The 26,828-nt window shown below is 63.3% G+C and carries 26 protein-coding genes and 1 pseudogene; 9 read left to right on the top strand and 18 right to left on the bottom strand.

Annotated elements, in window-relative coordinates; all coding sequences use genetic code 11:
• Window positions 1-17: 17 nt before the first annotated feature.
• Window positions 18-911 carry a hypothetical protein gene (locus QRN54_RS09390; protein WP_285181890.1) on the bottom strand — a complete coding sequence of 298 codons (894 nt, stop codon included), beginning with the start codon at window positions 909-911 and terminating at the stop codon, window positions 18-20.
• Between the two features lie 154 nt (window positions 912-1,065).
• Here QRN54_RS09390 and QRN54_RS09385 point away from each other — a divergent pair, with 154 nt between their 5' ends.
• Window positions 1,066-2,073 carry a daunorubicin resistance protein DrrA family ABC transporter ATP-binding protein gene (locus tag QRN54_RS09385; RefSeq protein ID WP_003941960.1) on the top strand — a complete coding sequence of 336 codons (1,008 nt, stop codon included), beginning with the start codon at window positions 1,066-1,068 and terminating at the stop codon, window positions 2,071-2,073.
• Window positions 2,070-2,896 (top strand): annotated as a pseudogene (locus QRN54_RS09380) (ABC transporter permease). The gene QRN54_RS09385 and the pseudogene QRN54_RS09380 overlap by 4 nt, the downstream one beginning before the upstream one ends.
• Before the next feature lie 21 nt (window positions 2,897-2,917).
• On the opposite strand, the gene QRN54_RS09375 reads toward QRN54_RS09380, so the two are convergent.
• Entirely contained in the window at window positions 2,918-6,166 is a 3,249-nt protein-coding gene (locus QRN54_RS09375; protein WP_285181889.1) for an AfsR/SARP family transcriptional regulator, read from the bottom strand.
• 49 nt (window positions 6,167-6,215) lie between these two features.
• Here QRN54_RS09375 and QRN54_RS09370 point away from each other — a divergent pair, with 49 nt between their 5' ends.
• Window positions 6,216-7,085 (top strand): 1,4-dihydroxy-2-naphthoate polyprenyltransferase, encoded by an 870-nt coding sequence (locus QRN54_RS09370; RefSeq protein WP_019744341.1) that lies wholly within the window; start codon window positions 6,216-6,218, stop codon window positions 7,083-7,085.
• A 12-nt stretch (window positions 7,086-7,097) separates the two neighbouring features.
• Here the strand turns inward: QRN54_RS09370 and QRN54_RS09365 are convergent, their stop codons facing one another.
• From QRN54_RS09365 to QRN54_RS09350, 4 genes are read right to left on the bottom strand one after another with little or no spacing between them, the layout of a single operon-like run.
• Window positions 7,098-7,478 carry a phage holin family protein gene (locus QRN54_RS09365; protein WP_003941998.1) on the bottom strand — a complete coding sequence of 127 codons (381 nt, stop codon included), beginning with the start codon at window positions 7,476-7,478 and terminating at the stop codon, window positions 7,098-7,100.
• A gap of 49 nt (window positions 7,479-7,527) precedes the next feature.
• Window positions 7,528-8,094 carry a Clp protease N-terminal domain-containing protein gene (locus QRN54_RS09360; RefSeq protein WP_003941949.1) on the bottom strand — a complete coding sequence of 189 codons (567 nt, stop codon included), beginning with the start codon at window positions 8,092-8,094 and terminating at the stop codon, window positions 7,528-7,530.
• A gap of 5 nt (window positions 8,095-8,099) precedes the next feature.
• Complete coding sequence (locus tag QRN54_RS09355; protein ID WP_003941869.1) at window positions 8,100-8,351, bottom strand: helix-turn-helix domain-containing protein; 252 nt, start codon at window positions 8,349-8,351, stop codon at window positions 8,100-8,102.
• 54 nt (window positions 8,352-8,405) lie between these two features.
• Entirely contained in the window at window positions 8,406-9,143 is a 738-nt protein-coding gene (locus tag QRN54_RS09350) for a lysophospholipid acyltransferase family protein (RefSeq protein ID WP_285181888.1), read from the bottom strand.
• Between the two features lie 122 nt (window positions 9,144-9,265).
• On the opposite strand from QRN54_RS09350, the gene QRN54_RS09345 reads away from it, so the two are divergent.
• Entirely contained in the window at window positions 9,266-9,889 is a 624-nt protein-coding gene (locus QRN54_RS09345) for a GNAT family N-acetyltransferase (RefSeq protein WP_285181887.1), read from the top strand.
• Here the strand turns inward: QRN54_RS09345 and cds1 are convergent.
• A complete protein-coding gene (gene cds1, locus QRN54_RS09340) occupies window positions 9,787-10,890 on the bottom strand; it encodes an L-cysteine desulfhydrase Cds1 (RefSeq protein ID WP_209448476.1) in 1,104 nt (367 codons plus the stop codon). The genes QRN54_RS09345 and cds1 overlap by 103 nt on opposite strands.
• Window positions 10,887-11,273, bottom strand: coding sequence for a DUF4229 domain-containing protein (locus QRN54_RS09335; protein WP_030535490.1), 387 nt, complete (start codon window positions 11,271-11,273; stop codon window positions 10,887-10,889). Before QRN54_RS09335 ends, cds1 begins: the two co-directional genes overlap by 4 nt.
• Before the next feature lie 291 nt (window positions 11,274-11,564).
• On the opposite strand from QRN54_RS09335, the gene QRN54_RS09330 reads away from it, so the two are divergent.
• The gene (locus QRN54_RS09330) at window positions 11,565-11,777 is read left to right on the top strand and encodes a BldC family transcriptional regulator (RefSeq protein WP_003942029.1); all 213 of its coding nucleotides are present in this window, start codon (window positions 11,565-11,567) and stop codon (window positions 11,775-11,777) included.
• 165 nt (window positions 11,778-11,942) lie between these two features.
• The gene (locus QRN54_RS09325) at window positions 11,943-12,149 is read left to right on the top strand and encodes a hypothetical protein (protein WP_003941996.1); all 207 of its coding nucleotides are present in this window, start codon (window positions 11,943-11,945) and stop codon (window positions 12,147-12,149) included.
• Between the two features lie 25 nt (window positions 12,150-12,174).
• Here QRN54_RS09325 and QRN54_RS09320 read toward each other — a convergent pair whose 3' ends face one another.
• The 7 genes from QRN54_RS09320 to hemL form a co-directional block, all read right to left on the bottom strand.
• Complete coding sequence (locus QRN54_RS09320) at window positions 12,175-13,818, bottom strand: MinD/ParA family ATP-binding protein (RefSeq protein ID WP_082661407.1); 1,644 nt, start codon at window positions 13,816-13,818, stop codon at window positions 12,175-12,177.
• 143 nt (window positions 13,819-13,961) lie between these two features.
• Window positions 13,962-14,924, bottom strand: coding sequence for a c-type cytochrome biogenesis protein CcsB (gene ccsB, locus QRN54_RS09315; RefSeq protein WP_003941951.1), 963 nt, complete (start codon window positions 14,922-14,924; stop codon window positions 13,962-13,964).
• Window positions 14,921-16,585: a cytochrome c biogenesis protein ResB gene (gene resB / locus QRN54_RS09310; RefSeq protein WP_042453041.1), complete on the bottom strand. Its 1,665-nt coding sequence runs from the start codon at window positions 16,583-16,585 to the stop codon at window positions 14,921-14,923. Before resB ends, ccsB begins: the two co-directional genes overlap by 4 nt.
• Window positions 16,582-17,430: a cytochrome c biogenesis CcdA family protein gene (locus QRN54_RS09305; protein ID WP_007735278.1), complete on the bottom strand. Its 849-nt coding sequence runs from the start codon at window positions 17,428-17,430 to the stop codon at window positions 16,582-16,584. The genes resB and QRN54_RS09305 overlap by 4 nt, the downstream gene beginning before the upstream one ends.
• 2 nt (window positions 17,431-17,432) lie before the next feature.
• A complete protein-coding gene (locus QRN54_RS09300; RefSeq protein ID WP_007735280.1) occupies window positions 17,433-18,038 on the bottom strand; it encodes a TlpA disulfide reductase family protein in 606 nt (201 codons plus the stop codon).
• Complete coding sequence (locus QRN54_RS09295) at window positions 18,035-18,694, bottom strand: histidine phosphatase family protein (protein WP_003941868.1); 660 nt, start codon at window positions 18,692-18,694, stop codon at window positions 18,035-18,037. Before QRN54_RS09295 ends, QRN54_RS09300 begins: the two co-directional genes overlap by 4 nt.
• A 65-nt stretch (window positions 18,695-18,759) precedes the next feature.
• On the bottom strand, window positions 18,760-20,085 hold the full coding sequence (hemL, locus tag QRN54_RS09290) for a glutamate-1-semialdehyde 2,1-aminomutase (protein WP_037129903.1): 1,326 nt from the start codon (window positions 20,083-20,085) through the stop codon (window positions 18,760-18,762).
• Between the two features lie 110 nt (window positions 20,086-20,195).
• Between hemL and QRN54_RS09285 the strand changes: the two genes are divergently transcribed.
• Window positions 20,196-20,543: a hypothetical protein gene (locus tag QRN54_RS09285; RefSeq protein ID WP_064688330.1), complete on the top strand. Its 348-nt coding sequence runs from the start codon at window positions 20,196-20,198 to the stop codon at window positions 20,541-20,543.
• A gap of 59 nt (window positions 20,544-20,602) precedes the next feature.
• Entirely contained in the window at window positions 20,603-22,534 is a 1,932-nt protein-coding gene (locus QRN54_RS09280; protein ID WP_024487810.1) for an acyl-CoA dehydrogenase family protein, read from the top strand.
• A gap of 40 nt (window positions 22,535-22,574) precedes the next feature.
• Here the strand turns inward: QRN54_RS09280 and QRN54_RS09275 are convergent, their stop codons facing one another.
• Window positions 22,575-23,591 carry an ABC transporter permease gene (locus tag QRN54_RS09275; protein WP_003941940.1) on the bottom strand — a complete coding sequence of 339 codons (1,017 nt, stop codon included), beginning with the start codon at window positions 23,589-23,591 and terminating at the stop codon, window positions 22,575-22,577.
• A gap of 131 nt (window positions 23,592-23,722) precedes the next feature.
• Here QRN54_RS09275 and QRN54_RS09270 point away from each other — a divergent pair, with 131 nt between their 5' ends.
• The gene (locus tag QRN54_RS09270; RefSeq protein ID WP_285181886.1) at window positions 23,723-24,283 is read left to right on the top strand and encodes a TetR/AcrR family transcriptional regulator; all 561 of its coding nucleotides are present in this window, start codon (window positions 23,723-23,725) and stop codon (window positions 24,281-24,283) included.
• On the opposite strand, the gene QRN54_RS09265 is transcribed toward QRN54_RS09270, so the two are convergent.
• Together QRN54_RS09265 and QRN54_RS09260 are read right to left on the bottom strand one after the other, a co-directional pair.
• Window positions 24,274-25,149, bottom strand: coding sequence for a TIGR03619 family F420-dependent LLM class oxidoreductase (locus QRN54_RS09265; RefSeq protein WP_081557560.1), 876 nt, complete (start codon window positions 25,147-25,149; stop codon window positions 24,274-24,276). The two genes, QRN54_RS09270 and QRN54_RS09265, sit on opposite strands and share 10 nt — an antisense overlap.
• On the bottom strand, window positions 25,146-26,804 hold the full coding sequence (locus QRN54_RS09260; protein ID WP_285181885.1) for an ABC transporter substrate-binding protein: 1,659 nt from the start codon (window positions 26,802-26,804) through the stop codon (window positions 25,146-25,148). Before QRN54_RS09260 ends, QRN54_RS09265 begins: the two co-directional genes overlap by 4 nt.
• Window positions 26,805-26,828: the final 24 nt, after the last annotated feature.

Raw genomic sequence — 26,828 nt, 5'->3', positions numbered from 1 at the left:
GCGCCGCGGCTGCACAATCAGCGCGCGGCTCCGCGGAGGCAAGCCCGCTCGAACCTTTCGCGGACACGTTCGAAGTCGCGAAGATCCGCCCATACCCACCGGAACACCTCGAACCCCGCGTCCCGGATCGCGTCCTCCCGCAGTTTCTCGCGCTCTACCGCCCTCCCTGGATTGTCGCCGCGATACTTGACCATCCCGTCGAACTCGCCCACCACACCGTGCTCTTTCCAGAAGAAATCGACTCTCCCGATGAACCGGCCACCGTGACGGATCTCGTGCTGCAGGGTCGGCATCGGCCAACCGTCGTCGCGCATGCGTACCCGGCTGATGGACTCCCCCGGACTCTCGGCACCTGGTTCGATGAACGTCGCCGCCACTCGAGCGCGACTCATTCCCAGCCGTCCGCGCGCATGATCGAGCGAAGCGTCGACGTTCTCACGCCTCATCCCACGTCGCAGGGCGCAATCACCGATCACCACGGCGGTCTCGAACGGCGTCGTCCGTGCGAGGTCGACGAACGTTCGCGCAAGCGACGTGGTTGCGACGCCGTCGATCAGCACGACCTCCTCGGCCGGGACCACTGCCGGATGAAGATGCAAGGTTTGACTCTTCCGCCCACCCGAGCACCGGTTACGCGTCATGTGCACGGTGTCCAATCGCAATCCGCCGCAATCCAATTTGTGCATGACCGCTGCCGAAGCGTGGCTCACGATTGCGCCTGGTCCACAGCTTTCGGTGGCTACCATGACAGCGCAGCGGTGGCGTGCTCTCGCATCGAGTTCGCGGAAGTGATCGGCGCGCATGTAGATCCCCGCTGCGATTCGGTGCAGCTCGCCGCGCCTGACCGCTCGCTGCAACTGCGCGTCGCTGGTGCCGTCCCGGTGAGCCTGTGCCCGCGTAAGAATCTCCATGCAGCGAGCGTGATGCCGCCGCGCCCGCACACCGACAAGCAAGATCCGTCTGGGGATTGTTTGCCGGTTGTGGAGCACCGACCTCGCGCACTGTGCAAGTAACCGCAAGTTCCACGCAAGGTCCATGCAAGATCGGTCTGCCAAGCTTCATCCCATGAACCACACAGCTTCGCCTCTTGCCATCGAGGCCGACGGACTCGTCAAGAAGTTCGGCGAGCACCGCGCGGTCGACGGCGTCAGCCTCACCGTCCCCACCGGCTCGGTGTTCGGCGTCCTCGGGCCGAACGGCGCCGGCAAGACCACCACCGTCCGCATGCTCGCCACTCTCCTTCGCCCCGACGGCGGTGAGGCGCGCATCTTCGGCCACGACGTCAGCCGTGAACCCACCGCGGTCCGATCCCTGATCGGCGTCACCGGTCAGTACGCCTCCGTCGACGAGGATCTGACGGCGACCGAGAACCTCGTGATCTTCTCGCGGTTGCTCGGCCTGAGCCGCCGCGATGCGCGCACCAAGTCCCTGGAACTCCTCGAGGAGTTCGATCTGGTCGAGGCCGCGACCAAACCGCTGAAGAACTTCTCCGGCGGCATGCGTCGACGCCTGGATCTGGCGGCAAGCCTGATCGCGCGCCCGCCGCTGCTGTTTCTCGACGAGCCCACCACCGGCCTCGATCCGCGCACCCGCGCCCAGATGTGGGTGACCATCCGGCGACTCGTCGCCGAGGGTTCGACGGTGTTGCTCACCACGCAGTACCTCGACGAAGCCGATCAACTGGCCGATCGCATCGCGGTGATCGACCGCGGCCGCGTGATCGCCAACGGCACCGCCGACGAACTCAAGGCTTCGGTCGGGATCTCCTCGCTCCAACTCAAGCTGGTCGATCGTGATCGCACCGAGGAGGCTCGCTCGCTCATCGCCGCTGCGCTGAGCGTCGAGGTGGGTGTCACTCCCGAGGTCGGGCGGATCACCGCACCACTGAGCGACCCGTCGATCACGGCGGACCTGTTGATCCGTCTGCGTGAGCAAGGTATCGCCGTCGACGAGATCAACGTACAGAAACCCAGCCTGGACGAAGTGTTCCTGACCATCACCGGGCACCAGCCCGAAGACGGTGGACGCAACGACGCCCAGTCCGACAACGACTCCGATCGGAGCGTCGCATGACAACCACCCTCACCAAACCCCGGTCGCCGATAGCCCAGCCGGATGCCGCACCCCGCCGCATCAGCCTGCAGCAGAGCTTCGCGAACACGTTCACGATGGCGTACCGCGGAATTCTCAAGATCAAGCACAACCCCGAGCAACTGTTCGACGTCGTCATCCAGCCGATCATCTTCACGTTGATGTTCACTTACATCTTCGGCGGCGCGATCGCCGGTGACGTGACGGCATATCTGCCGACGATCATCCCCGGCATCCTCGTCCAGACCGTCATCACCGGTTCCATCGTCACGGCACTCAGCTTCGTGAGGACATGGACAAGGGCGTGTTCGACCGCTTCAAGTCCCTTCCCATCGCTCGTATCGCCCCGCTGTCCGGTGCATTGCTCGCCGACGTCGTGCGCTACGGCATCGCCACGACCATCACGTTCATCGTCGGTTTCGCGATGGGTTACCGCCCCGCAGGCGGCGTGGTCGGCATTCTGTCTGCCGCGATCCTGGTCATGGTGTGCGCCTTCTCCATCAGCTGGATCTTCGCTCTCATGGGCGTGCTGATGAACAAAGCGTCCACGGTGCAGGGTGTTTCGATGCTCGTGCTGTTCCCGCTGACGTTCCTGTCGAATGCGTTCGTCGATCCTGCCACCATGCCGAGTTGGCTTCAGAAGTTCGTGAACGTCAATCCGGTCTCACACCTGGTGACCGCGGTTCGCGAGCTGGCCAACGACGGCCACTTCGGTATCCACGTCGTGTGGTCGCTGGTGGGCGCCGCGGTGATCGTTGCCGTCATGGCACCTTTGACCGTGCGGATGTACATGCGCAAGACATAAGTCCCGCACCATCGTCCAGACCTAATCCAGCACCGGTCCGCGAAGCGCAGCCAACACTGCTTCGCGGACCGCTCTGCGTGAGTAACCCGATACCTTCTCGGTTTCCACAGACCACCTGTCGGCTCCGACCAGACCAACCGCGAAGTCGGAGAGGCGCGCGTGATGGAGCGAGACGAAGTCTTGTCTCCCCGGCATTTTCAACGACAAAGCCATCAGTTCGACTCCGCGTTCGATGTTGCCCGTGACAAGATCGAACGACCCGATCGCCGACGCCAACGAACCCGCGAGCGGCAGGTCCGCGTAACCGTTGGGATCGAGCTTGAGTGCACTCGACTCCTTCATCTGCAGAACGCGGCCTGCCACCAGTTCGTGCCTGCCGTGAACTGCGTGAGCGCACACAGCCGCGGCACCGAGCAGAACGACGAAGGGATCACCGAAGATGTTCTCGATCGCAGAACCCAACAGCTCCAGCGCTTCTCGATAGCGAGCCAAGCCCTCGTCGATACGGCCGTCCGCGAGATCCGCCTCGGCGATACTCGCTATGAGCGCTGCGCGCCGTTGATCGGTTTCGATGGCCCCGGTCCCACCCGAGTGCGCCAATGCCGGACGTGCACGATCGAGAAGCACCCGACCACCAGCGGTGTCACCGGCCGCGATCATTGCTCCGGCTTGAAAGCAGATGAGCTGCATCGCCTCGTCACGCGCACCGAGGCGTTCCATCGACGCCGCCGCGATCGCGTAGAACTCGATGGCCTCGCCATAGCGGGCGGATTGGCTGTGAACCGACCCGACATGTTGGGCCGCCATCGCCAGACCCCACTCGTCACCGATGCTGGTGGCGTAGTCGAACAGAGTCTCCCCGTCCAGCAACGCACCGCGCAGATCTCCGATGTTCTCCCGCATGTTCGAACGCGCGGACAACGCCGCCATGCGGGTCTCGGGATCGGAACTGCGAACGCCTTCGGCCACCAACCGCGCAAGTTTGTGGTTGGCGATCCCACTCGTGGTCAGCTTGATCAGAAATGCGAACAACGGACCGAGATCATCGCGCTCACGCAACAGCTTTCGAAGTCGGATCCGCGCACGGGCATGGTTTCGATCGGCCTCTCCGAAGAAGAGATGCATCGCCACCAGGATGAACGTAGCGCCCACCAGTTCTGCATTCACGTCGCGCAGATCGTTGTCCGCGGTCGCCCCGACGATCTTCGACGCCCAGTTCGAGATTTCCGAGTTCGATCCTCGTACGGCCCACAGAATCGCAAGGACGGGGAAGACGTTGGCTACGGTCACCGCGTCGCCGCGTTCCACGGCCCAGCGCAGTACAGCCAGAAGGTTGTCGTGCTCGGCGTCGAGGTCGGCAATCAGACGGAGCTGATCCGTCCGTGCACGCACGACGGCATCCTCGGCGATCGCAATCGCCCAGTCGTCGAGGCGCCGAATCACTTCCGGTCCCTCCCCGGACGCGGCGAGTTGCTCCTCGCCGTATTCACGGACAGTCTCGAGCATGTAGTACCGAAGATCTCCCTGCCCGTCGCTGACGGAAAGAAGTGACTGATTCACCAGCGCTTCGACGGCACTTGCCACATCGGTCAACTCGCCCCACCCGGCAACGGCTTGCGCCGAAGAAAGGGTGAAGCCGGCCGGGAATCGGCACAATCGACGCAACGCAATCTGATCCCCGCTGCCCAACAGATTCCAGCTCCAGTCGATCACCGCGTGCAGGGTGCGATGCCGATCCGGAGACGTCGGATCATCGGAGCGCAACAACGCGAACCTGTCTCGCAGTCTCGAACCGATTTCGTCGACGCTCATGGTGCGGACCCGCGCGGCAGCGAGCTCGATCGCCAGCGGGAGTCCGTCGAGCGTCGTACACAGCTTGACGACCGCGTCGACGTCCAGATGAACAGACGGCCGCACCGCACGGGCTCTCGCCGAGAAGAGTTCGACTGCCGAGCCGGTTCCGTCTTCGATCGCCAACGGCGGCAACGGGTACACCGCCTCGGCACTGATCATGAGCGGAGAACGACTGGTGGTCAGTACCGTCAGCTGACGACCGGCCGCGATCATCTCGGCCACGATCTCCGAACACGCGCCGATCACGTGCTCACAATTGTCGAGGATGAGCAACATCGGACCGGCGGACAGCGCCTCTTTGAGTCGCTCTCTCGCCGAATGCGTTCGGCCGACGGTCAATTTGCCTGGCGCCAGATCGGATTCGCTGATTCCGAGGGTGCCTCCGATGGCCGCGATGACATCTTCGCTGCTGCGCAACGACGCCAACTCCACGAGGACCACCGAGACGCCCGGCTGGTTCACGGATCCGCGCAGGCCCAATTCGTGTGCGAGACGGGTCTTTCCGGCGCCACCAGGTCCGAGAATGGTGACGACGCGCGAGCGGGCGAGCAAGGATTCGATCTGGTCGATGTCGTTGTCGCGACCGAGCAAGGTGTTGGGGGCAGCGCGCAGACCGATCGCACGCGCGGCCCGCGGTGTAGCCGCAGGTGCCCCGAGAAGTTCCGCGTTGAGAGTCACCAGTGCGGGTGACGGATCAGCGCCCAGGCGATTGGCGAGGTGGTTGCGGAACTCCGCGAACACTTCGAGTGCCTCGTTGACTCGGCCTGCTCCGGCGAGCGCACGCATCAACGCCTCGGCCGCTGTGTCGTCGAATGGGCTCGCCAGATGGCGTCCGCGCACCAGGGGAATGGCTGCCGCGTACTCCCCCAATGTGAGCAACGCGTCGATCTGCGCCGTCTCCAGTTCGTCGTACACCCGGCCTGCGTCGAGCGCCAGACGATCTGCAACGTCGCCGACGACGTCACTCCCGGGGGTACCGCGCCACAGGCGCAATGACGCGGTCGTGACGGCGAGCGCTTCGGACGCGTCGGCGCCGACGGTGCGCATACCACGGGCGGCGTCCGCTGCCCTGGCCAGGTCGACACGCTCCCGAGCGAGAGTGAGCCGGTATCCGGCCGCCGTGACTTCGAGGGCCCCGTCCGGGAGTGCAGATCGCAGGCGCGAGACCTGAGTGTGGAGGGCGTTCATCGGTGAGCGCGGCGGCTCCAGCCCCCAGACGTCGTCGATCAGGCTCTGCGCGGTACGTGGCTCACCCGGATTGCGAGCCAGCGCAACCAGCAGAGTTCGAGCTCGCGGACCCGGCAACGGAACCAGACGATCGCCCACTTTGGTCGAAACGGGTCCGAGCAAGGCAATGTCTGCCAGGTCTTCGCCCGACTGCGCGTACCTGGCGCGCTCACTCACGTCTCGAGTCATGTGCTGATCCACCGCGTTCGATCGTATTGCACAGTGCAAAGATCGTTGTATGGCAACAGCTGCTCAATGGATCGAAGGCGCGAGGCCGCGCACACTCCCGAACGCGATTGCGCCCGTGCTGGTCGGCACCGGAGCCGCGGCGTCCCTGGACCTCGCAGTGTGGTGGAAGGCGCTCCTGGCACTGATCGTCTCCTTGGCCTTGATCGTCGGGGTGAATTTCGCGAACGACTACTCCGACGGAATCCGCGGAACGGACGACGACCGCGTCGGGCCACTGCGCTTGGTCGGATCGAAGTTGGTCAGTCCCGGAGCCGTGAAGGCCGCGGCGATCAGCTGCTTCACCGTTGCCGCGGTAGCCGGGTTCGTTCTGGCGGCGACCACAGCCTGGTGGCTGGTTGCGGTCGGCGTGTTCTGCATCATCGGTGCCTGGTTCTACACCGGCGGCAAGAAGCCGTACGGATACAGCGGGTTCGGCGAGATCGCCGTGTTCATCTTCTTCGGACTGATTGCAGTGCTGGGAACTCAGTTCGTACAGGCCGAACGGGTGGATCTGGCCGGGCTGGCCGGCGCGATCGCCATCGGCTCGTTCTCGAGCGCGGTGCTCGTTGCCAACAATCTTCGAGACATCCCGACCGACACCGAGTCCGGAAAGATCACTCTCGCAGTCCGGCTCGGCGACGCCAAGACCCGCACACTGCACGTGATCCTGCTGGCCGTCCCGTTCGTCGCGACCCTGCTGCTGATCCTGCGCACTCCGTGGGCATTGCTCGGATTGCTGGCGTTGCCACTGGCAATCCGAGCCAACGCCCCACTGCGTTCGGGCGGGCAGGGTATGGCCCTGATCCCCGCGTTGCGCGACACCGGACTCGCCATGCTCGTCTGGGGTGCCGCGACCGCAGTTGCGCTCAGTCTCGCCTGAAAGTCGACGGACTCAACGGTTGTCCGGGACGAACGCGCTGAGCAGGAAGTTCACGATCGAGATGATCAGCGCGCCCCAGACTGCCGTCCAGAAGCCGTCGACCGTCAAGCCGTAGGACGTTCCAGACGAGATCCACGCCGTCAGCATCAGCATGAGGGCGTTGATCACGAGCGTGAACAATCCGAGAGTCAGGATGAGCAGCGGTAGCGAGAGAAGCTGCACTACCGGCTTGATGAACGCGTTGACCACCGTGAAGATCAAAGCGATCACCGCGATCACGAGAACCGTGCCCCAGGTGCCGTTGTCGTGGTTGGCGATCGTGATGCCGGTGACCCACGCCGACGCCAGCCAGATGGCTATGCCGTTGATGATGAGACGTGCCAGAAATGTCATGTCTGAATGCTGGCACATCCCGCCCCGTGCATGCGGAGCCGTGCCGAATCTAGGCGGCGCGATTCATCTTCGCTTCCAAGCGCTCACGGATCACCGACATCGTGACCTGCGTTTCGAGGGCCTGACGGGTAGGCCCGTCGGCGACACGCAGGATGCCGAGCAGGATGTGTTCGGCACCGATTCGATTGTCCTTGTGCGCGAGCGCTTCACGGAGCGAGAGTTCCAACACCTTCTTGGAGTCCTTCTCGAATCGTGAACGAGGGAACCCGAATCGGCTCTTGCGAGAAGTGTCGACGCCGTCCGGCACAGGAGTCTCGTCCAGCACACCTTCGCCGAAGGACTGCTCGAGACTCTCCCGAACCGCATCGAGATCGATGCCGATCGACTTGAGTATCTCGGCGTCGTCGTCGAAATTGTTGGAGCTACCTTCGTTCGATCCGGCGCCGGCGTGGCGGATCACGTCGAGCGTGACACCAGACTCGGTGAGCACCTCGGTGGCGATGCCCCGATCAGAGGTGAGCAGCGCGGTCAGAAGTTCCATCGGCGTGACAGGACCGGAGCCGGCGACAGCATCGACAACGACGCCTCGAGCCTGTGCGGAGAACCTTTCGAACATGGCAATTACCTGCCCTTCTCGCGCAGTGAACGCAGCATCGATTCCGACTGCGCGGACGCGTATTTCTTGTGGACGGCTTGACGGCTGACCTCGAGAGCTTCCGCGATCGCCTGCCAGGACCATCCGTGACGGCGCGCATTAGCGACCTGAATGGCCTCGAGTTTTTCGAGAAGACGACGCAGCGCTCGAACAGCACGCAATCCCTCGGTGGGATCCGGGCTACCGGCGGCAGCAGCGAGAGAGGTTGCTTCGGTCATGATGTCAATTTAGGTTGACAACCGGAATCTGTCAACCAAAATTGACAGGCGCGCCTAGTATCCGGCGACGGCCCCGTTCACTGCCACCTGCAAATCCGCCTGCACAGTTCGGGCGATATCCATCGGCTTGTCCGGAAGTTCGGTCACCGGCATTCCGACAAAGACACTCGCAGCCTTGACGTCGCCGGACACCGGACCGTAGTTGATGCCGATCGACACCAGCGCCGGTGAGCATCCCAACTTCTCGGCGCGCGCGACGATGTGGCCGATTCCGCTGTTGACGTGCTGCAGCCGCGTCGGATCTTCGGTGTTGCACGTCCCTTCCGGGAAAATCGCCAGACAGTCCCCGTTGCCCAGCCGCTCGGCCGCGACGTCCATCATCACTCGGCCGGCATCCGAAACTGCACGGAGGCCGTAGTTCTTGCTGCGAAAAACCGGGATGCTGCCCATCATGTCGACCTTCTTGCGCTGTGAAGGATCAACGAAGAGTTCGTCTTTGGCGAGGACCCGGGTCCGTCCGATCACTCGACGCAACGGAGTACGCCACGCGGTCGCGGCGAGCGTGAACTGGTCGCTCTCGGTCAGATGATTGACTGCCACGACCAACTGCGTCTTACGTTCCAGGAGAGTCTTCAGCGCAGCTTCCGCACCCGGCGCGTACCTCACTCGCGGGCGGTACTTCAGCGCCAATGCGGCATAGGCGAGCTTCGCCACGAATCGGTTCTGCTGATGACTGCGGTAGTACTCGTACACAGCCTCGTAATTGTCGAGTGAAACTTCAGGATTGCCCATGATCCGCCCTCGCTGGAGAAGTGCCCCTTGACCAAACGATACACAACCTACGGTTGCGTAGGTTTGCGTTACAGAAGGCGTAGCGCTGGGAGAAACGCACTTCTCGAGGTAAAACGGTTTCTGTGATCCGCTCGGCCATATCCACCGACCTACCCGCACTGCAACAGATCGAGGTCGCCGCGGGCGAACCGTTCCGAGACATCGGGATGGACGCCATCGCAGACGATCCACCGCCGACGCTCGACGAGTTGAACGATTTTCTCGCGGCCGAGCACATCTGGGTTCAGACCGACGCGAACGACGTGCCCGTTGCGTACGCACTCGTCGAGATCGTGGACGGCGGCGCGCATATCGAACAGGTCTCCGTTCACCCCGATCATGCCCGCAAAGGCCTCGGAGCCCAGCTGATCGACGCCGTCACCGAATGGGCGGCGGACCATCACCACGATCTCGTGACTCTGACGACGTTCGTCGACGTTCCGTGGAACGCGCCGTACTACGAGCGACTCGGGTTCGTGCGTCTGGCCGAGAACACGCTCTCTCCCGGCCTGATACGCATCAGAACGGACGAGCAGTCGTCCGGGCTGGACGCCTGGCCGCGGGTGACGATGAGCCGCCCGTCACACGGTCCGGCGCCGGCGATTCAGGAACTGGCCGTCCACGCACCCGAACGGACGAACTCGTCCAGCACTGCCGTCGGACCGAGCAGGTCGATCCCTTCCGACGCCACCCATTCGTCGTTGTAGTACGTCCCCGAGTAACGCTCTCCGCCGTCGCACAGGAGGGTGACGACGCTGCCGCTGCGCCCGGCCGCCATCATTTCGGCAATCAACGCAAAAGCTCCCCACAGGTTCGTCCCCGTCGAGCCGCCCACTTTGCGCCCCAGGGCCGCGCTGGCGTGCCGTGCAGCCGCGATCGAGCCTGCGTCCGGCACCTTGATCATTCGGTCGACCACCTGACCGACAAACGACGGTTCGACGCGCGGACGGCCGATGCCCTCGATCCGGGAACCTCGAGTACCGACGATCGACGGATCGCTCGCTCGCCACGCGTCGAAAAACACGGAGTGCTCCGGGTCCACCACGCACAGCCCCGTGTCGAATTTCCGGTAACGAAGAAAGCGGCCGATCGTGGCACCGGTTCCGCCCGTCCCGGCTCCGACGACCACCCAGTCGGGAATCGGATGTTCCTCGTGTTCGAGCTGAGTGAAGATCGATTCGGCGATGTTGTTGTTTCCGCGCCAATCCGTCGCGCGCTCGGCGTGGGTGAACTGGTCCATGTAGTGACCGTTCAACTCACTCGCGAGCCGATGCGATTCCGAGTAGATCGACGACGGATCGCTCACGAAATGACAACGTCCCCCCTGCGCCTCGATCAACGCGATCTTGGCGGGACTCGTGCTCGCGGGCATCACCGCGACAAAATCCAGGCCCAGCAACTTCGCGAAATACGCCTCGCTGACAGCAGTCGATCCGGACGACGCTTCGATGACAGTGGTCTCTTCGGTAACCCAGCCGTTGCAGATCGCGTAGAGGAAAAGCGACCGTGCGAGTCGATGCTTGAGACTCCCCGTGATGTGGGTCGACTCGTCCTTCAGATAAAGCTGGACGGTACAGTTACTCGGCAGCGGATAGCGCAGCAGGTGAGTGTCCGCGCTGCGTTGCGCGTCGGCTTCGATCAACCGCACCGCGTTGTCGACCCACTGGCGTGAGGTCCGACGGTCGACGTCGAGCGAGCCCGTGGTCACCGCCCGTCTCCGCGCAGCTTGGAGCGAAGATCGTCACGATCGGACCGACGCTGGGCGTCGACCGCCGCAATGCCCGCATTGACACGCTTGCGCAGTTTCGCGAAGAGCAGCAACGACAGCGGCAGCGCGATCAGAACTGCGAACAGCGCCGCGACGATCAAGGGAACGTCCGTGCCGGCGAGCTTTCCGCCACCGATGATGACGGCACCGATCACGACGACAAGCAGCAGCCGAGCGACCGAGTACAGCACCACGTCGCGGGCCAGTTGACCCTTGGTCACCGGCCCGGAAGCCGACTTTGCTTGCCCAGAGTTTGCGGAAGGTTTACTGGCCTTGACCGGCTCAGAAGGAACATTTTCGGGGTTTTCAGACAACTGACTCACCCTCTCAGGTTACCCATTCCGAATACGGGTGGGACCGAGCCCGCTATATCCATTTTGTCCTTTACTTAAACATTACTTTTTCTTGAAAGATCGACTACCCGGCTATATCTGTGCAAACATTGCGCTACCACTCAGAAAACGGTCGAATGTGAGCGAAGGACTTCGAAACAAACTCGACGCAGGTTTTTGGCAACTGGTCGACACACCGGTTCGGAACCAAAGTTCGGAATCACTGCTCGGTTCGGAATCACTGTTCGTCAAACGTTCGACATCAACATGGAGGACCTCACAATGAGCGCACCAACCTTCAATACCGCCGCAGACGCACTCATGACGCCCGGACAGGTAGCGGCATTGTTTCATGTCGATCCCAAGACCGTGACCCGCTGGGCACACGCAGGACGACTGGGCTCGCTTCGCACGCCAGGAGGACATCGTCGATTCCGTGAGACCGAGGTCATGCAGCTTCTGCGCTCGCTGACCACCGAAGCAGACAACAACTGAGCAACTTCAGCTCACTTCGAAGCACTTTGCGGTACCCGAGAGATCTTGCAGTACCCGACAGATACAGCACTAGCGCACTGAGCCGAAACGCTTGTCCGCACCACTTCTGGTGAAGCGGGGCGGAGACTGAGTAGGCTCGACTTCAGTTCCCTGAGGAGGTGCGCCGTGTTGTATCTGTTGGCGTTGGTGGGTTTGGTGACATTGATCGTTCTGATGTGGAAGGCATTCGGGCCCGATCCGTCGACGCGCACCCCGGTGAGCGGTGTACGCGGGCCGGATGACGATCCCGAATTCCTGTGGAATGTGAACCAGCAAACACGACGCAAGCGCACGGAAGGTCCGGACGTACCGCCGACTGACGCGTCGACGTAGCGTCCGGGCTCACCCGGCTATCCGATTACCGCCCCGTCAACGCGAACGGGGAGGCCGGAAAGTCCTGCGCAACCACCGCAGCCAACTCCAGCACCGCTTCCCGAGTACCTGGACGCAGCCGGTCCAGATCGATTTCGGCGCCCTCTTCCAAATGCGGATCGAACGGAATCAGTTTCACCGCTCGACAGCGCTGCTCGAAGTGCTCGACGACCCGCGGCAGATCAACCTTGCCCGAGCGAGGCCGTACCGCGTTGATGACAGCTACGGACGTGGCGACCAGCCTGCTGTAACCGTGAGCGTCGAGCCAGTCAAGTGTTGCGGAGGCGCTACGTGCACCGTCGACGGAACCGGAACTGACGACGATCAACGAATCTGCACCTTCGAGAATGGCCTGCATCGCCGAGTGCATCAATCCGGTGCCGCAGTCGGTCAGAACTATGCTGTAGAACTTCTCGAGCATGTCGACCGTGCGCGTGTAGTCCCCACCGCTGAAGGCCTCTGAAACTGCTGGATCGCTGTCGGAGGCAAGCACTTCGAGCCGGTGTCGATTTTGCGATGTGTAGCCACGGACGTCGCTGTACTTCTCGATGCTGTTCTCGTCGCGCAGCAGGTTTCGCACTGTTGCCGGAGTTTCGAGCGGGATCTTCTGGCTCAGCGTTCCCCGGTCGGGGTTTGCATCGACAGCGACGACGCGATCGCCGCGGATCGAGCCGAACATCGACCCCAGTGTCGCTGTGGTCGTGGTTTTTCCGACGCCGCCTTTGAGACTGAGCACCGCAACCTTGTAGCAGCCCTGCAGCGGCTGGTTGATCTGGCGCGTCAACTCGACGAGGTGCTGCTCCTTTGCACCGTTTCCGAGGTTCACCGATCGGCCGGACAACGTGTACAGCGCCTTGCGCCAGCCGCCCACCGGGGCAGGCCGGACAGGCCGCTTGACGAGGAGCGCAGCCGAGAGATCTTGCGCAGTCATCGGGAGAGCGGACTCGAAGCGACTGTCCGGAGCCGAGGTGAGTCCGGTCTGCGGCATCGGAGCGCGAGTAGGTGGCGCCGTCGGCGGGGCCATCGGCACGGCCTGACCATTCTGGAGGGCGTGGCCGTTCTGCACCGGCGCAGCGCCGGGATGACCGAACTGCCGAATCGCGGGATTGGGCGGATGGACGCCGGGCGAAAAAGGTGCCTGCGGTTGCTGGAGCGGTCTCGCGGATGAATGCGCCGTCGGGCCGGGCTGCGAATTCTGGACAGGCTGCAGGTTCCGAACAGGCTGCGAATTCTGAACAGGCTGCGGAACGCCAGTTCGTGAATCCGGAAGCGACCCTCCACGATTCGTAGGTTCGTAGGTCTGCATCGGCATCGCAGGCGAGGTCGAGAACTGGCCGTTGATCGGGCCTGGCTGCGCTGCCGGATACTGGATGACCGGAGTCTTGGGACCTGGCACCGGAGCCGCTGGGGTCGTCGTCGGCGGCGGAGCGGCGGGTGCACTGGGCGCCTGGCCGGCGACTTGCTGGAGCGGCCCGGAGTCGACCGGGGCCACGAAGAGACTACGAACGTCGCTGGGAACCGAGTCCGATGACGGCTCGGGCGCGGATGCGCGCGGCTCGCGCCGCGTCGGCTCGGCAGGGCGCACCGGCTCCCACAATCCTGCTCCGGCGTCTTCAATCTTGTCGGCCATCTCGCCGCTCCCCCTCGTCGATCCCACAGCTACCAGACAGCTAGTAATTCGCCAAGCTGCATCGTAACTGTTGCCCGCCCCTGACGTACCTACCGGTAATACCTACAGACCGGTCGGCAGCCACCCACGGTACCTCGAGAGGATCAGGTGAGTCCCGCGTAGGAGTGCAAGCCGGAGACGACCATGTTGATGATGAAGAGATTGAACAGCATCGCAACAAAACCGGCGATGTTGATCCAGGCGGCCTTCGTCTCCCGCCACCCGGACGTTGCCCTCGCATGCAGGTAGGCCGCGTAGATCACCCAGGCGATGAAGGACATCGTCTCCTTCGGATCCCAACCCCAGAAGCGTCCCCACGCAGCTTCCGCCCAGATGGCACCGAGGATGACGCCGGCGCCGAACAGCGGAAACGCGATGATCGTGCTCTTGTACGCCAAGCGGTCGAGAGTCTGGGCATCCGGCAGTCGCTCTGCGATCCGGCCACCGATACTCGTGCCTTCGTCACCGGGCGGGAACTTCAGTCGCAGCAGGAACAGAAGGCTCGCGATACCGCCGATCATGAAGATTCCGGAACCGACGCTGACGATCGTCACGTGAATCGGAAGCCAGTACGAGCGCAGCGCCGGAACCACGGGAGCCGCGTCGGCGTAAAGGACCGTGCCGGCGAGGAACATCAAGATCAGAACCGGTACCAGCAGGAAGACCCACATCGGACGGTACGCCGGCTTGATCAACAGGACGTGCCCGACCAGCAACGACGCCGCACACGCCATCGCCACGAATTCGTACATGTTGCCGAGCGGGAATCGTTCCGTCGCAAATCCGCGGAGCACGATCGACGCGATGATCAGCACCGTTCCGACGACCAGGACAGCTCGGCCCATTCCGCCGAATCGCTCCGAGAGCGACTTGCTCGGAGTCTCCGCGACCCTGCCAGGCACGGACGCGTCGACACCTCCGGCGGAGACCAGTTCCTTGTCCTGAACCGCCTTTGCTCTGGCCGACGCGTACTGCACGATGAGCAGCACAAACGCCAGCACGAGCACGGTGAAGGCGGACTTGAAGGCCCAGTCGCTGTACTGCGCGAGTGTCTCGTTCGTTGTCATCGGGCGTTCTCCTGCGCGTGCGGTTGGTTCACCGCGGTGGTCGGATTGCTTTTCAGCAAGCGGTCGGCGAGGCGGTCGAACTCGTCGCCCCAGCCTGCGTGGTCGGTGCGGGCAAGCCCACCAAGTTCTACTACAGTACGTCGTTCGTCATCTGGATAGATACGTGCCCAGACGCGGCGACGCTTGATCACGAGCGAGACGAGTAGGCCCGCCATCATGGTCAACGCCGAAACCAACACCCACACCTGAGCGGGATCGTGGGAGACCTGCAGGTTCACGAAGTCGACGGCACCATCGAATCGCACCTGGGTTCCGTCGGCAAGCGTCGCGCTCTCCCCCGGAAACAGATTGACTCGATCCTGCTTGACCAGTCGGCCCTGATTGATCAGTTCGGTGTTGAGTTCGAACAGCGATTGCGGGTTACCGGTATCGAGTCCGGTGTCGCCCTTGTAGATGTCGATGGCGACTGCCGGATCGTTCATCGCCGGGTAACTCGACGACAGCAGGTTGCCGTGGAACAGCGCTGTGGGCGCGAACAATCCTTCGATGGCAATCTGATTCTTCCGACGCTCGTCCGCATCGGGATACATGCCGCCCGGCGGGTCGAAGCGCATCGCGCCACTGCTCAGGAACGTCGTGGCGTCGTCCGGACGCCACTGGAGCGTCTCGGTGCGGGTCTCACCGTTCGGGAACGTGACGGTGAACGTCGGCGCATATCCGTGTCCCTGCAGGTACACACGATCGCCGGCGATCCGCAGTGGGTGGTTCACCTGGATGGTCGTGTCCCGCCAGGTATCGGACTCGAGGTCGTCGCCTGCCTGGTACGAGATGTCCGAGGTGAACATCTCGGCCTGACCGGTCTCGAGGTAGTCGGCCTGGAAATTCTTCACACGTACACACAGCGGGGTCATGCCGGTGCCGTCGAGGCTCAGACCGGCGACGAAGGAGTCGAACACTGCCGGCGAGGTCGTGCAGAACCCGGGGCCGTCGTTGGCGATGACGATGCGATTACCCTCGTAGCCGAACAACTTGCCCGCGGCGATCGCGATCAACAATCCGACCAGCGAGAGGTGGAACACGAGGTTGCCGAACTCGCGGAGGTATCCCTTCTCCGCCGAGATGGTGATCTCGCCTTCGCGTCGTGATTTCGAATCGCCGCGACGCGTTTCGACGCGCCACCCGCGCAGTTCTTTCGACACCCGGGCAGCAAGTTCGTCGGGAGTCTCGCCGTCCACAACGCTCGTGGTGTGGTGCGGCAGGCGAGCAAGATTGCGCGGCGCATTCACCGGACGGGTGCGCAGCGCCTTCGCGTGCTCCACGCAACGCGGCAGGATGCAGCCGACCAGCGAGATGAAGAGCAATGCGTAGATCGCGGTGAACCAGAAACTGCTGAACACGTCGAACAATTCGAGGCGGTCCATCCACGGACCGAGCGTCGGACGCGCGGCGATGTAGTCGGTGACCTTGCCCTCGTTGAGGGTTCGCTGTGGCAGCAGGGCGCCGGGGATCGCAGCGAGCGCGAGGAGGAACAGCAGTACCAGCGCGGTCCGCATCGAGGTGAGCCCGCGCCAGGTGTTGCGCCCGAGTGCAACGACTCGACCGATCACCGACTGCTTCGGCAGCACGGGTTTCGGGTGGTCGTTATTGTCGTCAGCTGTCATATCGGCAGCGTCACCTCCGAGATAAATGCGTCGCGAACCCAGCCGACGAACTGGTCCCACGCGCCGGTGACGAGGGCGATTCCCACTGCCACCAACATGATTCCGCCGAAAATTTGAATGGTGCGTGCATTACGACGCAACCAGCCGACGCCGGTCAGCGCGCGCGCCGATCCCAGCGCCAAGATGATGAACGGCAGGCCGAGTCCGATGCAGTACGCGACGATCAACGTGACACCACGCGCGGCGGTCATCCCGTCGGTTCCCGCCGCTACGGACATCACGCCTGCCAATGTCGGACCGAGGCACGGCGTCCAGCCCAGAGCGAACACTCCCCCGAGCAGCGGCGCACCCACCAGTGACGACACGCGACGCGGTTCGAAACGAACGTCCTTCTGCAGCGCCGGAATCAGCCCGATGAAGACGAGACCCATTGCGATGGTGACGACACCGCCCACTCGCATCAGGACCTCGCGGTTGACGAGCAGCGTGGAGATCACGCCGAATACCGACGCGGTCGCGAGGACGAACACAACGGTGAAGCCCGCGACGAACAGTCCGGCCGCACCGGCCACCCTCAGTCGACTGCTCCGGGTGATCGTCCGCGTCTTCGCTTCTTCGGCGGTGATCGCGGGAGCGTCGGCACCGACGACGCCGGCCAGGTAGGACAGGTAGCCGGGAACGAGCGGCACGACGCACGGTGAAGCGAACGACACCAGACCGGCGAGCACACAGGCGCCGAGGGCGAGCAGAAGCGGACCGGACGACGCCGCGTTCTGAAACGCTTCGCCCACACCGGCACTCAATGTGTCGCTGCCGGCCAGCAGCGTAGTGGTCGTGGTTGTCATCTTTACTGCGCGTCTTCCTGAGCTACTCGCTGGACGACGGGCAGTAAATCCTCGGCGAGAAGTTCTTGGAGGAACACCGCGGCGACGCGATGCTGGCGGTCCAGGACGATCGTCGTCGGAATGACCGACGTGGGGTAGCCGTCACCGAGGGCGATCAGCGAACGCATCGACGGGTCGTAGATCGACGGGTACGAGACCTTGTTGTCGACCACGAAGTCCTGCGCTTTGTTCTTGGTGTCGTCGCGGACGTTGATGCCGAGGAACTGCACGCCCGAATCCTTGGTCTGCTCGTAGACCTGTTCCAGGTCGTCGGCTTCGGCGCGGCACGGTCCGCACCACTGACCCCAGACGTTGAGAACGACGACCTTGCCCTCGAAGTCCTCGACACCGACCTTCTGACCTTCGTTCATCAGGTCGGGCCCGGAGAGCTTGCCGATGGTGCCTCGGTCGGACGGCGGATCGTAGAAGATCTTGGTTTGTCCGCCCGGTGAGACGAAGTCGAAAGTTCCGCCCTGTGCGACGGCGTCATCGCCGGTCGCGCAGGACGAGAGAAGAAGCATCGCCGACGCAGCGGCTGCGAATGCTGCGGCGATGCGGCGCGAAATCATGCTCCTGTCACTCTCGGGTCGGAGGCGCCGGCAGGTTCGGAGTAGACGATGTCGACCAGGGTGTCGCCTTCGTAGACCAGTGAAGTCAACGAGGCCAGTCCACACTGACGGTGACGGGGATCGTGCCAGAGACGCTCGCCCTGCAGGAATCGACGCAGTGTCCAGACCGGAAGTTGATGGCTGACGACGACGGCTTCGTGTCCGACTGCCGCGACGCGTGCGGCATTGACGGCTGCGAGCATGCGATGGGCGATCTGCAGGTAGGGCTCGCCCCAGGACGGGGTGAACGGGTCACGCAGTTTCCACCAGTGACGCGGACGCGAGAGCGCACCGTCCCCGACGGCAACCTTGAGACCCTCGAACTCGTTGCCTGCCTCGATCAGGTTTTCGTCCGTGACGATGTCGAGCTTGTGTGCCTCGGCGATCGGAGTCGCGGTCTCTTGTGCCCGCTGCAGCGGCGACGCGACCACGTGGGTGATGTCGTGATCGGCGAGCACCGACGCGACCGCACGAGCCTGAGCTTCGCCCGCCACCGACAACCGGAAACCCGGGAGCCGTCCGTAGAGGATCCCGCGCGGGTTGTGTACTTCGCCGTGGCGCAGGACGTGGACGATGGTGCGGGTGGACGTGTGGTCGGGGTGATCGGCGTCGGTCACAGTCGAGGGTCCTCGCTGAAGATGATGGATGTCGGAAGCGTGCGGTGTTCTGGAACTGGAACTGCTCAGGGCTTGACGGCAGCAGCTGCGGCCTTGGCTGCGTGAGGCATGGCGTCGGCGATGATCGAGAAGGCTCGATCGTCGAGGGCTGCGGAGACGAACCACGCTTCGAACGCGCTCGGCGGCGGGTACACGCCGCGGGAGAGCAGTGCGTGGAAGAAGGCGGGGAATCGCCAGGTCTGCGCGGCTTTGGCTTCGTCGTAGTTGGTCACCGTGTTCTCGGTGAAGAACACGCTCACCAAGGTGCCTGCGTACTGCACTCGGTGTTCGACGCCTTCGGCGGTGAGTGCTTGGGTCATGAGGTCGCCGAGGGCGGTCGCGTTCCGGCCGAGCTTGGCGTACACCTCGGCGTCGGCGGCGCGCAGGCTCGCGAGTCCGGCGGCGACGGCTACGGGGTTACCCGAGAGGGTGCCTGCCTGGTAGACGGGACCGTCCGGTGCGAGGTGGCCCATGATGTCGGCGCGGCCGCCGAATGCTGCGGCAGGCAGGCCGCCGCTCATGACCTTGCCGAAGGTGTAGAGGTCGCCTGCGACGTTGTCGATGCCGTACCAACCCGAGGCACTGACGCGGAATCCGGTCATCACCTCGTCCATGATCAGGAGTGCGCCGTGCTCACGGGTGAGACGACGCAGACCCTCGTTGAAACCGGGAAGCGGTGCGACGGCGCCCATGTTTCCGGCGGCAGCTTCGGTGATGACGCACGCGATGGCGCCGGGATTGGCCGCGAAGGCCGCGGCCACCGCGTCGAGATCGTTGTAGCGCACGACGATGGTGTCTTCTGCTTGAGCGCCGGTCACGCCGGGAGAGGTCGGCAGCCCGAACGTCGCGAGGCCGGATCCGGCGTCGGCGAGAAGGGCGTCGACGTGGCCGTGATAGCAACCGGAGAACTTGACGATCTTGGTCCGCCCGGTGAATCCGCGGGCGAGGCGGACTGCGCTCATCGTGGCTTCGGTTCCGGAGTTGACCAGACGAACCTTTTCCACGGGCGCGACGCGGGCGACGATTTCCTCGGCGAGAGCAACTTCGCCTTCGGTCGGCGCACCGAAGGAGAGACCTCCGAGGGCTGCTTCGCGAACTGCTTCGACGACTGCCGGGTGAGCGTGCCCGAGAATCATCGGACCCCAGGACGACACCAGGTCGACGTAGTTGTTTCCGTCGACGTCGGTGAGGGTGTAGCCGGATGCTTCGCGAATGAATCGCGGTGTTCCGCCGACCGAACCGAACGCGCGGACGGGCGAGTTGACGCCACCCGGAATCACGTTGCCGGCACGTTCGAAGAGCCGAGCGGAGTTCGTTGCATGCACGTCGGGATCACCGGAAGACACAGTCACGGCTTCCAGTGTCCCAGTTCTGTCGAATCTGACAACGACAGGGTGTAGGACTTCGGTGCTCGAGGCGAGTTTTCCGGTCGAACCGGGCCCCGCGTGAGACGATTCCGGGCATGAAGCGACTGTTGACGACGCTGATGGTCTCGGCTGCGATTCTTCTCACATCGTGTGGTTCGGACGCTTCGAACGACGACAAGGCGACAGTTTCGTCGCCGCCGAGTGCCACCGACTCGGCTCGAACCACCGCGGCGACGAGCACCGACCCCGCGTTTCTCGGCGGGTGTTCGGCGGTGTCCGTCTACGTTCAGCAGCGTGTTCAGAGCGGCGACACGTCGACCCAGACGGCGGGCGCCGACTTCCTGAAGATCGTCGAGAACGACCCTTCGTACCAGGCTATGTCCGAGGGCGAGAAGGAACTCTTCCGCCAAGGAATCGAAGCGGGTGCCGCGGGCTCCTGCTGAATGTGAGATTGGGATCGAACCGGGTTGCCCGCGGTGCGCTACGCGCTATCGTCGGTTCCATGGCCACCACAGCGGACCACCTCAGGACAACACTCGACGGACGCTGGCGGGAGGTGCGTGAGCGCGTTCGCGGCGAATTGAACGACGAACGTTTTGCTCCGCACTACACACCCAACACCGCCATTGCGCGCTCCAAGGCTCTCGAACAGATGCGGGTCCTCGCCGATCTCGGGTACGCCGCAAACGGTTTCGCGGTCTCTCACGGCGGAACGGGCGACGCGGGTGGCGCCGTCACCAGCATCGAGATGCTCGCGATGTCCGACCTCTCACTGATGGTCAAGGCCGGCGTCCAGTGGGGTCTGTTCGGCGGCGCCATCGAAAACCTCGGCACCGAGCGTCACCACCAGGCGTACGTCAAGCCGCTGATCGATCTGGACCTGCTCGGTTGCTTTGCGATGACCGAGACCGGTCACGGCAGCGACGTCCAGGAACTCGAAACCACGGCGACCTACGACGTCGAGACGGGCGAGTTCGTCGTCAACTCCCCCACTCCGTCCTCTCGCAAGGACTACATCGGCGGCGCTGCCCAGCACGCCACCGTCGCAGCGGTGTTCGCACAGCTGATCACCGGAGGCGAAAGTCAGGGCGTCCACTGCTTTGTCGTGCCGATTCGTGACGACGCCGGCAACGACCTCCCCGGCGTCACGACGTCCGACTGCGGGCTCAAGGGTGGACTGCCCGGAGTCGACAACGGCCGCATCGTCTTCGACCAGGTCCGCATCCCGCGTGAGAATCTACTCAACCGTTACGCCGACGTCGCCGAGGACGGCACGTACAGCTCGGCGATCGAGAACCCGAACCGTCGTTTCTTCACGATGGTCGGCACACTGGTTCGTGGACGTGTCACCGTCGGTGGTTCCGCGGCAGCGGCCGCCCGCGTCGGATTGGCCATCGCCGGTCGATACGCCCTGCAGCGCAGGCAGTTCAGTGCTCCGAAGAGTGACGACGAAGTCCTGATCATGGACTACCTCGTCCACCAGAAGCGTCTGCTGCCGTTGATCGCCCGCTCGTACGCTCTGCAGTTCGCACAGAACGAACTCGTAGCCGCGATGCACGACATCCAGAGCAGCGACGACCCGGATCCGCAGGAGCAGCGCGAACTCGAAGGTCGCGCCGCCGGACTCAAGGCCGCCAACACCTGGCATGCCACTCGGGCCATCCAGGAGGCACGCGAAGCCTGCGGCGGCGCAGGCTATCTCGCCGAGAACCGCCTCACCGCACTCAAGGCGGACACCGACGTCTTCACCACGTTCGAGGGTGACAACCACGTTCTGACGCAGTTGGTCGCAAAAGAACTCCTCACCTCCTACGCCGACGAAGTTCGCGGCATGAGCCCGGTCGACTGGATGCGCTTCGCCGCTACGACGGTCTCCGACGTGGTCAAGAAACGCACGGCAGCGCAGCAGATCCTGCAGACGATCGTCGACACTCGCCAGGACAACGAAGAGGACGGCAGCCTCTTCAACCGCGGCACCCAGATGAAGATGTTCGAAGACCGCGAAGAGTACCTACTCGCCACTGCGGCAAGGCGATTGCAGGCAGCGCAGAAGCGCGAGGAGAACCCGTTCGACGCGTTCAACTTCGTGCAGGACCACGTACTCAAAGCCGCTCAGGCGCACATCGAGCGCGTCATCCTGGAAGCATTCGTCGCCGGCATCGACTCGTGCGAGGACGAGACCGCAAAGGAACTCTTCGGCGAGGTGTGCGATCTCTACGCACTGTCCGTGATCGAAGAGGACAAGGCCTGGTTCATGGAGCACCGGCATCTGTCGGTGGAGCGTTCGAAGGCCGTGACGCGCGGAATCAACGAGCGTTGCCGCACCCTGCGCCCCCACGTCGAGACACTGATCGACGGGTTCGGCATTCCGGACATCCTGCTGGGGTCCGCGATGCTCGACGGACCGGGCACCGACGCGGTACGGCTGAAGTAAAGGGTTCGGGTGGGGTCGGCAATCGCCGGCCCCACCGCACTCAGTGCGCTGCTGCCTTTTTCGACTGGCGAGAGGCGAGCAGTCCGGTCAGGCCGAGTGCCGCGACCAGCCAGATCCCCAGAACGAGCAGGTGCGGTCCGGCGCCGTTGCCACTGAAGTAGATGACGGAGCGGATGGGCTCCATGGCTGCCGATCCGAGCCAGAACGAATGGATGTGCTGCCAGAATCCGGGCAGGAACGACACCGGAATGGCACCACCCGAACTCGGGAAGTTGATGAAAACGAGCACCGTCAGCACCGCGAAGATCGCGGCTTGGCCGAGCAGTCGATTGAGCAGAATGCTCACCGCACCGACGGTGAACGTGTAAACCATCGAGATTCCCAGCAGTTGCAGGATCTGGCCGAACGACGCCCCGAAGGCGTGCATGAAGATGCTGGTGATGCCGAAGGCTATGAGCGGGGTGAGTATCGCCGCACCGGCCAGGATCGAATACTGCTCTCGCAACCGCATTCTCGGCGCAACCTGACTGAGCACCGTGATGGTCAGGTAGCCACCGAGGGTGCAGACGATCAGGAAGTAGAAGAGTCCGACGGTCGAGGAGTCTCGCGCCGTGACAGGCGCCGAGTCGATCACCGTGACCTGCTGCCCCGTCTGCTCCGCAACCGAATGCGCCAAGCTGCTCACCACGGAAACCGTCGAGGCGCCCGCGCCGGTGGCGATATGTGCGGTCACGGTGTCACCGATCTCGATGGCGCCGATCGCATCGCGGTTGTCGATCCGAGAGAGTGCGTCGGCGGCGTTGGCTGTGGCAACGATGTCGAACTTGTCACCCGACGAAGCCTGGATTCCGTCGATCAGCGGGGCCGTGACGGACGGCGACCCGACCACCACGATCGGTGCCTGATTCGGCGTCGGCGAATGGAAGGCGCTGACGTAGCACAAGCAGAACATGATGACGAAGAACAACGGAAATGCGAGTCCACTGCCCACCATCTTCCAATTGGTCGGCGGATCGACAACTTCTTCGCTGGGTACTCGGACGTCGGTATCTGTCATATTCCACGCTCTCTTCACTAACCGCATCTAGCTGTCAACACCGTTGACAGACTCAACAGTCAACACCGTTGACACGTTATAGTCAACGCCGTTGACAACGCGGTCGGCGAGCGAGCACAGAGGTCGATGTCGTGACACCCACGAGGCACACGCCAGAGCAGGAGCACCCCTCGACATCCGAGGCGATTCGCGCGGCGGCGTTCCAACTGTTCGGCGAGCACGGGTTCGGCGGCACGTCAATTCGCGCCATCGCCAAAGTTGCCGGAATCGATCCGGCCCTGGTCATCCGGCATTTCGGGTCCAAAGAAGCACTGTTCCTGGAAACCACGCCGGTTGCGGACTACTTCGAAGGCCAGTTCGACGGCCCACTCGACACCCTCGGTGAGCGAATCGCCGCCTTCGTCCTGGGCAAGGCCGACGCCCGGATGCTGTCGGTGTACACAGCGCTCATGCGAGCGTCGGACAGTCCACGCATCCGGGAGCGACTCCGAGACATGACCGGAGTATTCGCCACCAATCTCGCCGCTCGTCTAGACGGCGAAGACGCGTACACCCGCGCACTCCTGGTCTCCGCCCAGGTGTCCGGGCTGTTGAGCGTCCTCAGCGACGAGAGTATCCCCCAGTCCGCAGATCGCGACGAGTTGGCAAAACTCTACGGCCGGGCGATGCAGACGCTGATCGATCAGTACTGAGCGATGACCTCCTCGGCAAACCGCCGAACGGAGTCGAGTCGTCCCTGACGATCACCGGAGTCAACTCCGTAGTGATACCAGGGCAAAACTCTGATTTCCGTGACTCCGAGAGTCTCGAGTTCGCGATATCCGTCCAGATCACGAACATCCGTCGGCGAGACGTTGACGCCGAAAGGAACATCGGCACGACCGTACTCGACCCGCAATTCCGTGAGACGATCGATGGCGCAGGCTAATTCGGCTTTGGTCGTGTTCACCGACATCCAACCGTCGGCCAGCCTGGCTGCACGACGCAACCCCGGTTCGCTGTGCCCACCGATGTAGATCGGAACCGGAATCTCCGGAGCAGGACTGATCATCAGAGCGTCGAAATCGTAGTGCTTGCCGTGGTATTCGACCCATTCCGGCCCACGTCCCGCACACACCGCCTTGATGATCTCGATGGCTTCGTCGGTACGCGCGCCGCGGGTGCGCATCTCGGTACCGGTGAAGGTGAATTCCTCGGGAATCCAGGACAAACCGACGCCGAGAGCGACGCGGTTCCTCGACATCACGGCCATGGTCGCGACCTGCTTGGCAGTCAACAGCGGATCGCGCAGTGGAAGTTTGAACACGTTGGTGTAGAACTGAATTCGCGATGTGACGGCCGCCATCGCCGCCATGGCAATGAACGGATCAGGCATCGGCGTCTCGGGCGCCCACATCCGCTTCCCGTCAGCAGTGTACGGGTACGGCGCCGACACCTGCTCCGGATAGAACACGGAATCCGGCATCGCGATTCCGTCGAACCCCACCTCTTCGGCGACCTGCGCCAACTCGCACAGTTCCAGCGCGTCGATCATCGCACCCGCCAAGGACCACTTCATCGTTCCACCGTTTCGCCGTTGGGCGAGATCCAAGCGCCGCCCAAGAACATGATGTCGGTGATGTTGCGAACGACGCCGTGAACGTTGCCGTCCCATGCGGTCAACACCGACGCCGGCCCCCAGATCACGTAAGGCACAGTCGCGTTGGCGTACTCCTGCACCTTGCTGATCGCCTCACGGACAGCATTGTCCGTCGATGCCGTCTGCACAGCTGTGATCATCGCGTCCATCTCCGGGTCCGCGAAGCCGGACGGGTTGTTCTTCGAATCACTGGCCATACTGTTGTACAAATTGAGGTACGGCGCTTCTTCTCCGACCGGAGCGCCACCTCTGGTCATGTCGAAATCGTGGTCCTTGTATACCCGTCGAACCAGATCGGTCACATCGGTCGCGTAGTCGATGGTGACGTCGAAACCGATCGCGTTCAGCGAAGCCTGAACCGTCAGTGCCGTCGCCTGTTGGCTCGGCTCCGAGGTGGTGAGGTAGCGGAGTTTCCCGTCGTACCCGTCGGACTTCGCTTGATCGAGCAGCGCCTTTGCCTTCACCTGATCGAACGGAATGGCTGCTGTGTTGTTGTACCAACGTGACGTCTGCGGGACCAGTTCGGAACTGGCGGTGCCCAATCCGTTGTTCGCCCGGGTATTGACCGCCGCCGGATCCACCCCGTAGGCGATCGCCTGACGGACGCGAACATCGGCCCCGGGCTTGCCCTCACGGTTGTTGATCGTGCCGATCCCGTTCTGTCCGGTCGGACTGAGGTAACCCGAGTATCCTTCGTCGAGAGCTTGTTCGATCACGGCCTCGTCGCGGAGGATGTACGTCATGTCGATCTGGCCGCTCTTCAACGATTCGTACTGAGACTGCGCACCCGACGTGGGAACAAACCGCACTGTGTCCAGTGGAGGTTTACCGCCCTGATAATCCGTGCGTGCGGCGAGTACCAGTTCTTCGTGCGGGGCGAACTTGGCCAAGGTGAACGGACCCGCCCCGATCGGTGTGAACGCTCTCTCCCCGGTTCCTGAAACCGACCCTGCCTCTCCCCCTGAACTTCGCGCAACGATCATTCCGGGCCCGAGCGACAACAGCGCCGGGAATTGACGCCAGGGCCGCTCGAGCACGAATTCGACTGTGGTGGCGTCGGGCGTCTCGATCCGATCCACGATGTTGAGCCAGGTCTGCGATACATCACCCTTGCCTGCCACGAATCGATCGATACTCCACTTCACCGCTTCCGCGTCGAGCGGACTTCCGTCGCTGAAGGTGAGGCCGTCAGCCAAAGTGACGGTGTACGAGGTGAAGTCGCTGTTGTTCGACAGTGTCTTCGCGAGTTGTGGCACGAAGCTCCCGTTTGTGGAGTCGCTGCGTACCAGCGTGTCGTAAATCGCGGCCATTTCGGTTCCGCCGGTCGAACCGGCGGCTTGCGTTCTCGTGGGGTCCAACGAGGAAGGGAACGAATAGGACCCGAAGGTGAGAACACCGCCGTCGATCCGCTCCCCCACATCTGGGGCGCCCACAAAACCAGCTGCGCCACTACTGCTCGATGAAGCCGATCCCGAGTTGTCCCCACTGCTCGACGCGCAGCCGGCCAACATCAATGCACCGGCAAGCCCGAGCGCGACAAAGCGAGGGCCGAACCTAATCTTCCTGGTGTACATACGTTCCCAATCTCCGTCAGCGTG

It is taken from the genome of Rhodococcus sp. MEB032 (assembly GCF_030208925.1).
GTDB classification, from domain to species: domain Bacteria; phylum Actinomycetota; class Actinomycetes; order Mycobacteriales; family Mycobacteriaceae; genus Rhodococcus_F; species Rhodococcus_F qingshengii.
Note: the sequence above shows the minus strand (reverse complement) of the source record. Positions and strands in the feature narration are given on the sequence as shown.

Bases quoted from the DNA above. Each gene is read 5' to 3' on its own strand.
- QRN54_RS09390 (WP_285181890.1), bottom strand. From the start codon at position 911: ATGGAGATTCTTACGCGGGCACAGGCTCACCGGGACGGCACCAGCGAC.
- QRN54_RS09385 (WP_003941960.1), top strand. From the start codon at position 1,066: ATGAACCACACAGCTTCGCCTCTTGCCATCGAGGCCGACGGACTCGTC.
- QRN54_RS09375 (WP_285181889.1), bottom strand. From the start codon at position 6,166: ATGACTCGAGACGTGAGTGAGCGCGCCAGGTACGCGCAGTCGGGCGAA.
- QRN54_RS09370 (WP_019744341.1), top strand. From the start codon at position 6,216: ATGGCAACAGCTGCTCAATGGATCGAAGGCGCGAGGCCGCGCACACTC.
- QRN54_RS09365 (WP_003941998.1), bottom strand. From the start codon at position 7,478: ATGACATTTCTGGCACGTCTCATCATCAACGGCATAGCCATCTGGCTG.
- QRN54_RS09360 (WP_003941949.1), bottom strand. From the start codon at position 8,094: ATGTTCGAAAGGTTCTCCGCACAGGCTCGAGGCGTCGTTGTCGATGCT.
- QRN54_RS09355 (WP_003941869.1), bottom strand. From the start codon at position 8,351: ATGACCGAAGCAACCTCTCTCGCTGCTGCCGCCGGTAGCCCGGATCCC.
- QRN54_RS09350 (WP_285181888.1), bottom strand. From the start codon at position 9,143: ATGGGCAATCCTGAAGTTTCACTCGACAATTACGAGGCTGTGTACGAG.
- QRN54_RS09330 (WP_003942029.1), top strand. From the start codon at position 11,565: ATGAGCGCACCAACCTTCAATACCGCCGCAGACGCACTCATGACGCCC.
- QRN54_RS09320 (WP_082661407.1), bottom strand. From the start codon at position 13,818: ATGGCCGACAAGATTGAAGACGCCGGAGCAGGATTGTGGGAGCCGGTG.
- ccsB (WP_003941951.1), bottom strand. From the start codon at position 14,924: ATGACAACGAACGAGACACTCGCGCAGTACAGCGACTGGGCCTTCAAG.
- resB (WP_042453041.1), bottom strand. From the start codon at position 16,585: ATGACAGCTGACGACAATAACGACCACCCGAAACCCGTGCTGCCGAAG.
- QRN54_RS09305 (WP_007735278.1), bottom strand. From the start codon at position 17,430: ATGACAACCACGACCACTACGCTGCTGGCCGGCAGCGACACATTGAGT.
- QRN54_RS09300 (WP_007735280.1), bottom strand. From the start codon at position 18,038: ATGATTTCGCGCCGCATCGCCGCAGCATTCGCAGCCGCTGCGTCGGCG.
- QRN54_RS09285 (WP_064688330.1), top strand. From the start codon at position 20,196: ATGAAGCGACTGTTGACGACGCTGATGGTCTCGGCTGCGATTCTTCTC.
- QRN54_RS09280 (WP_024487810.1), top strand. From the start codon at position 20,603: ATGGCCACCACAGCGGACCACCTCAGGACAACACTCGACGGACGCTGG.
- QRN54_RS09275 (WP_003941940.1), bottom strand. From the start codon at position 23,591: ATGACAGATACCGACGTCCGAGTACCCAGCGAAGAAGTTGTCGATCCG.
- QRN54_RS09265 (WP_081557560.1), bottom strand. From the start codon at position 25,149: ATGAAGTGGTCCTTGGCGGGTGCGATGATCGACGCGCTGGAACTGTGC.
- QRN54_RS09260 (WP_285181885.1), bottom strand. From the start codon at position 26,804: ATGTACACCAGGAAGATTAGGTTCGGCCCTCGCTTTGTCGCGCTCGGG.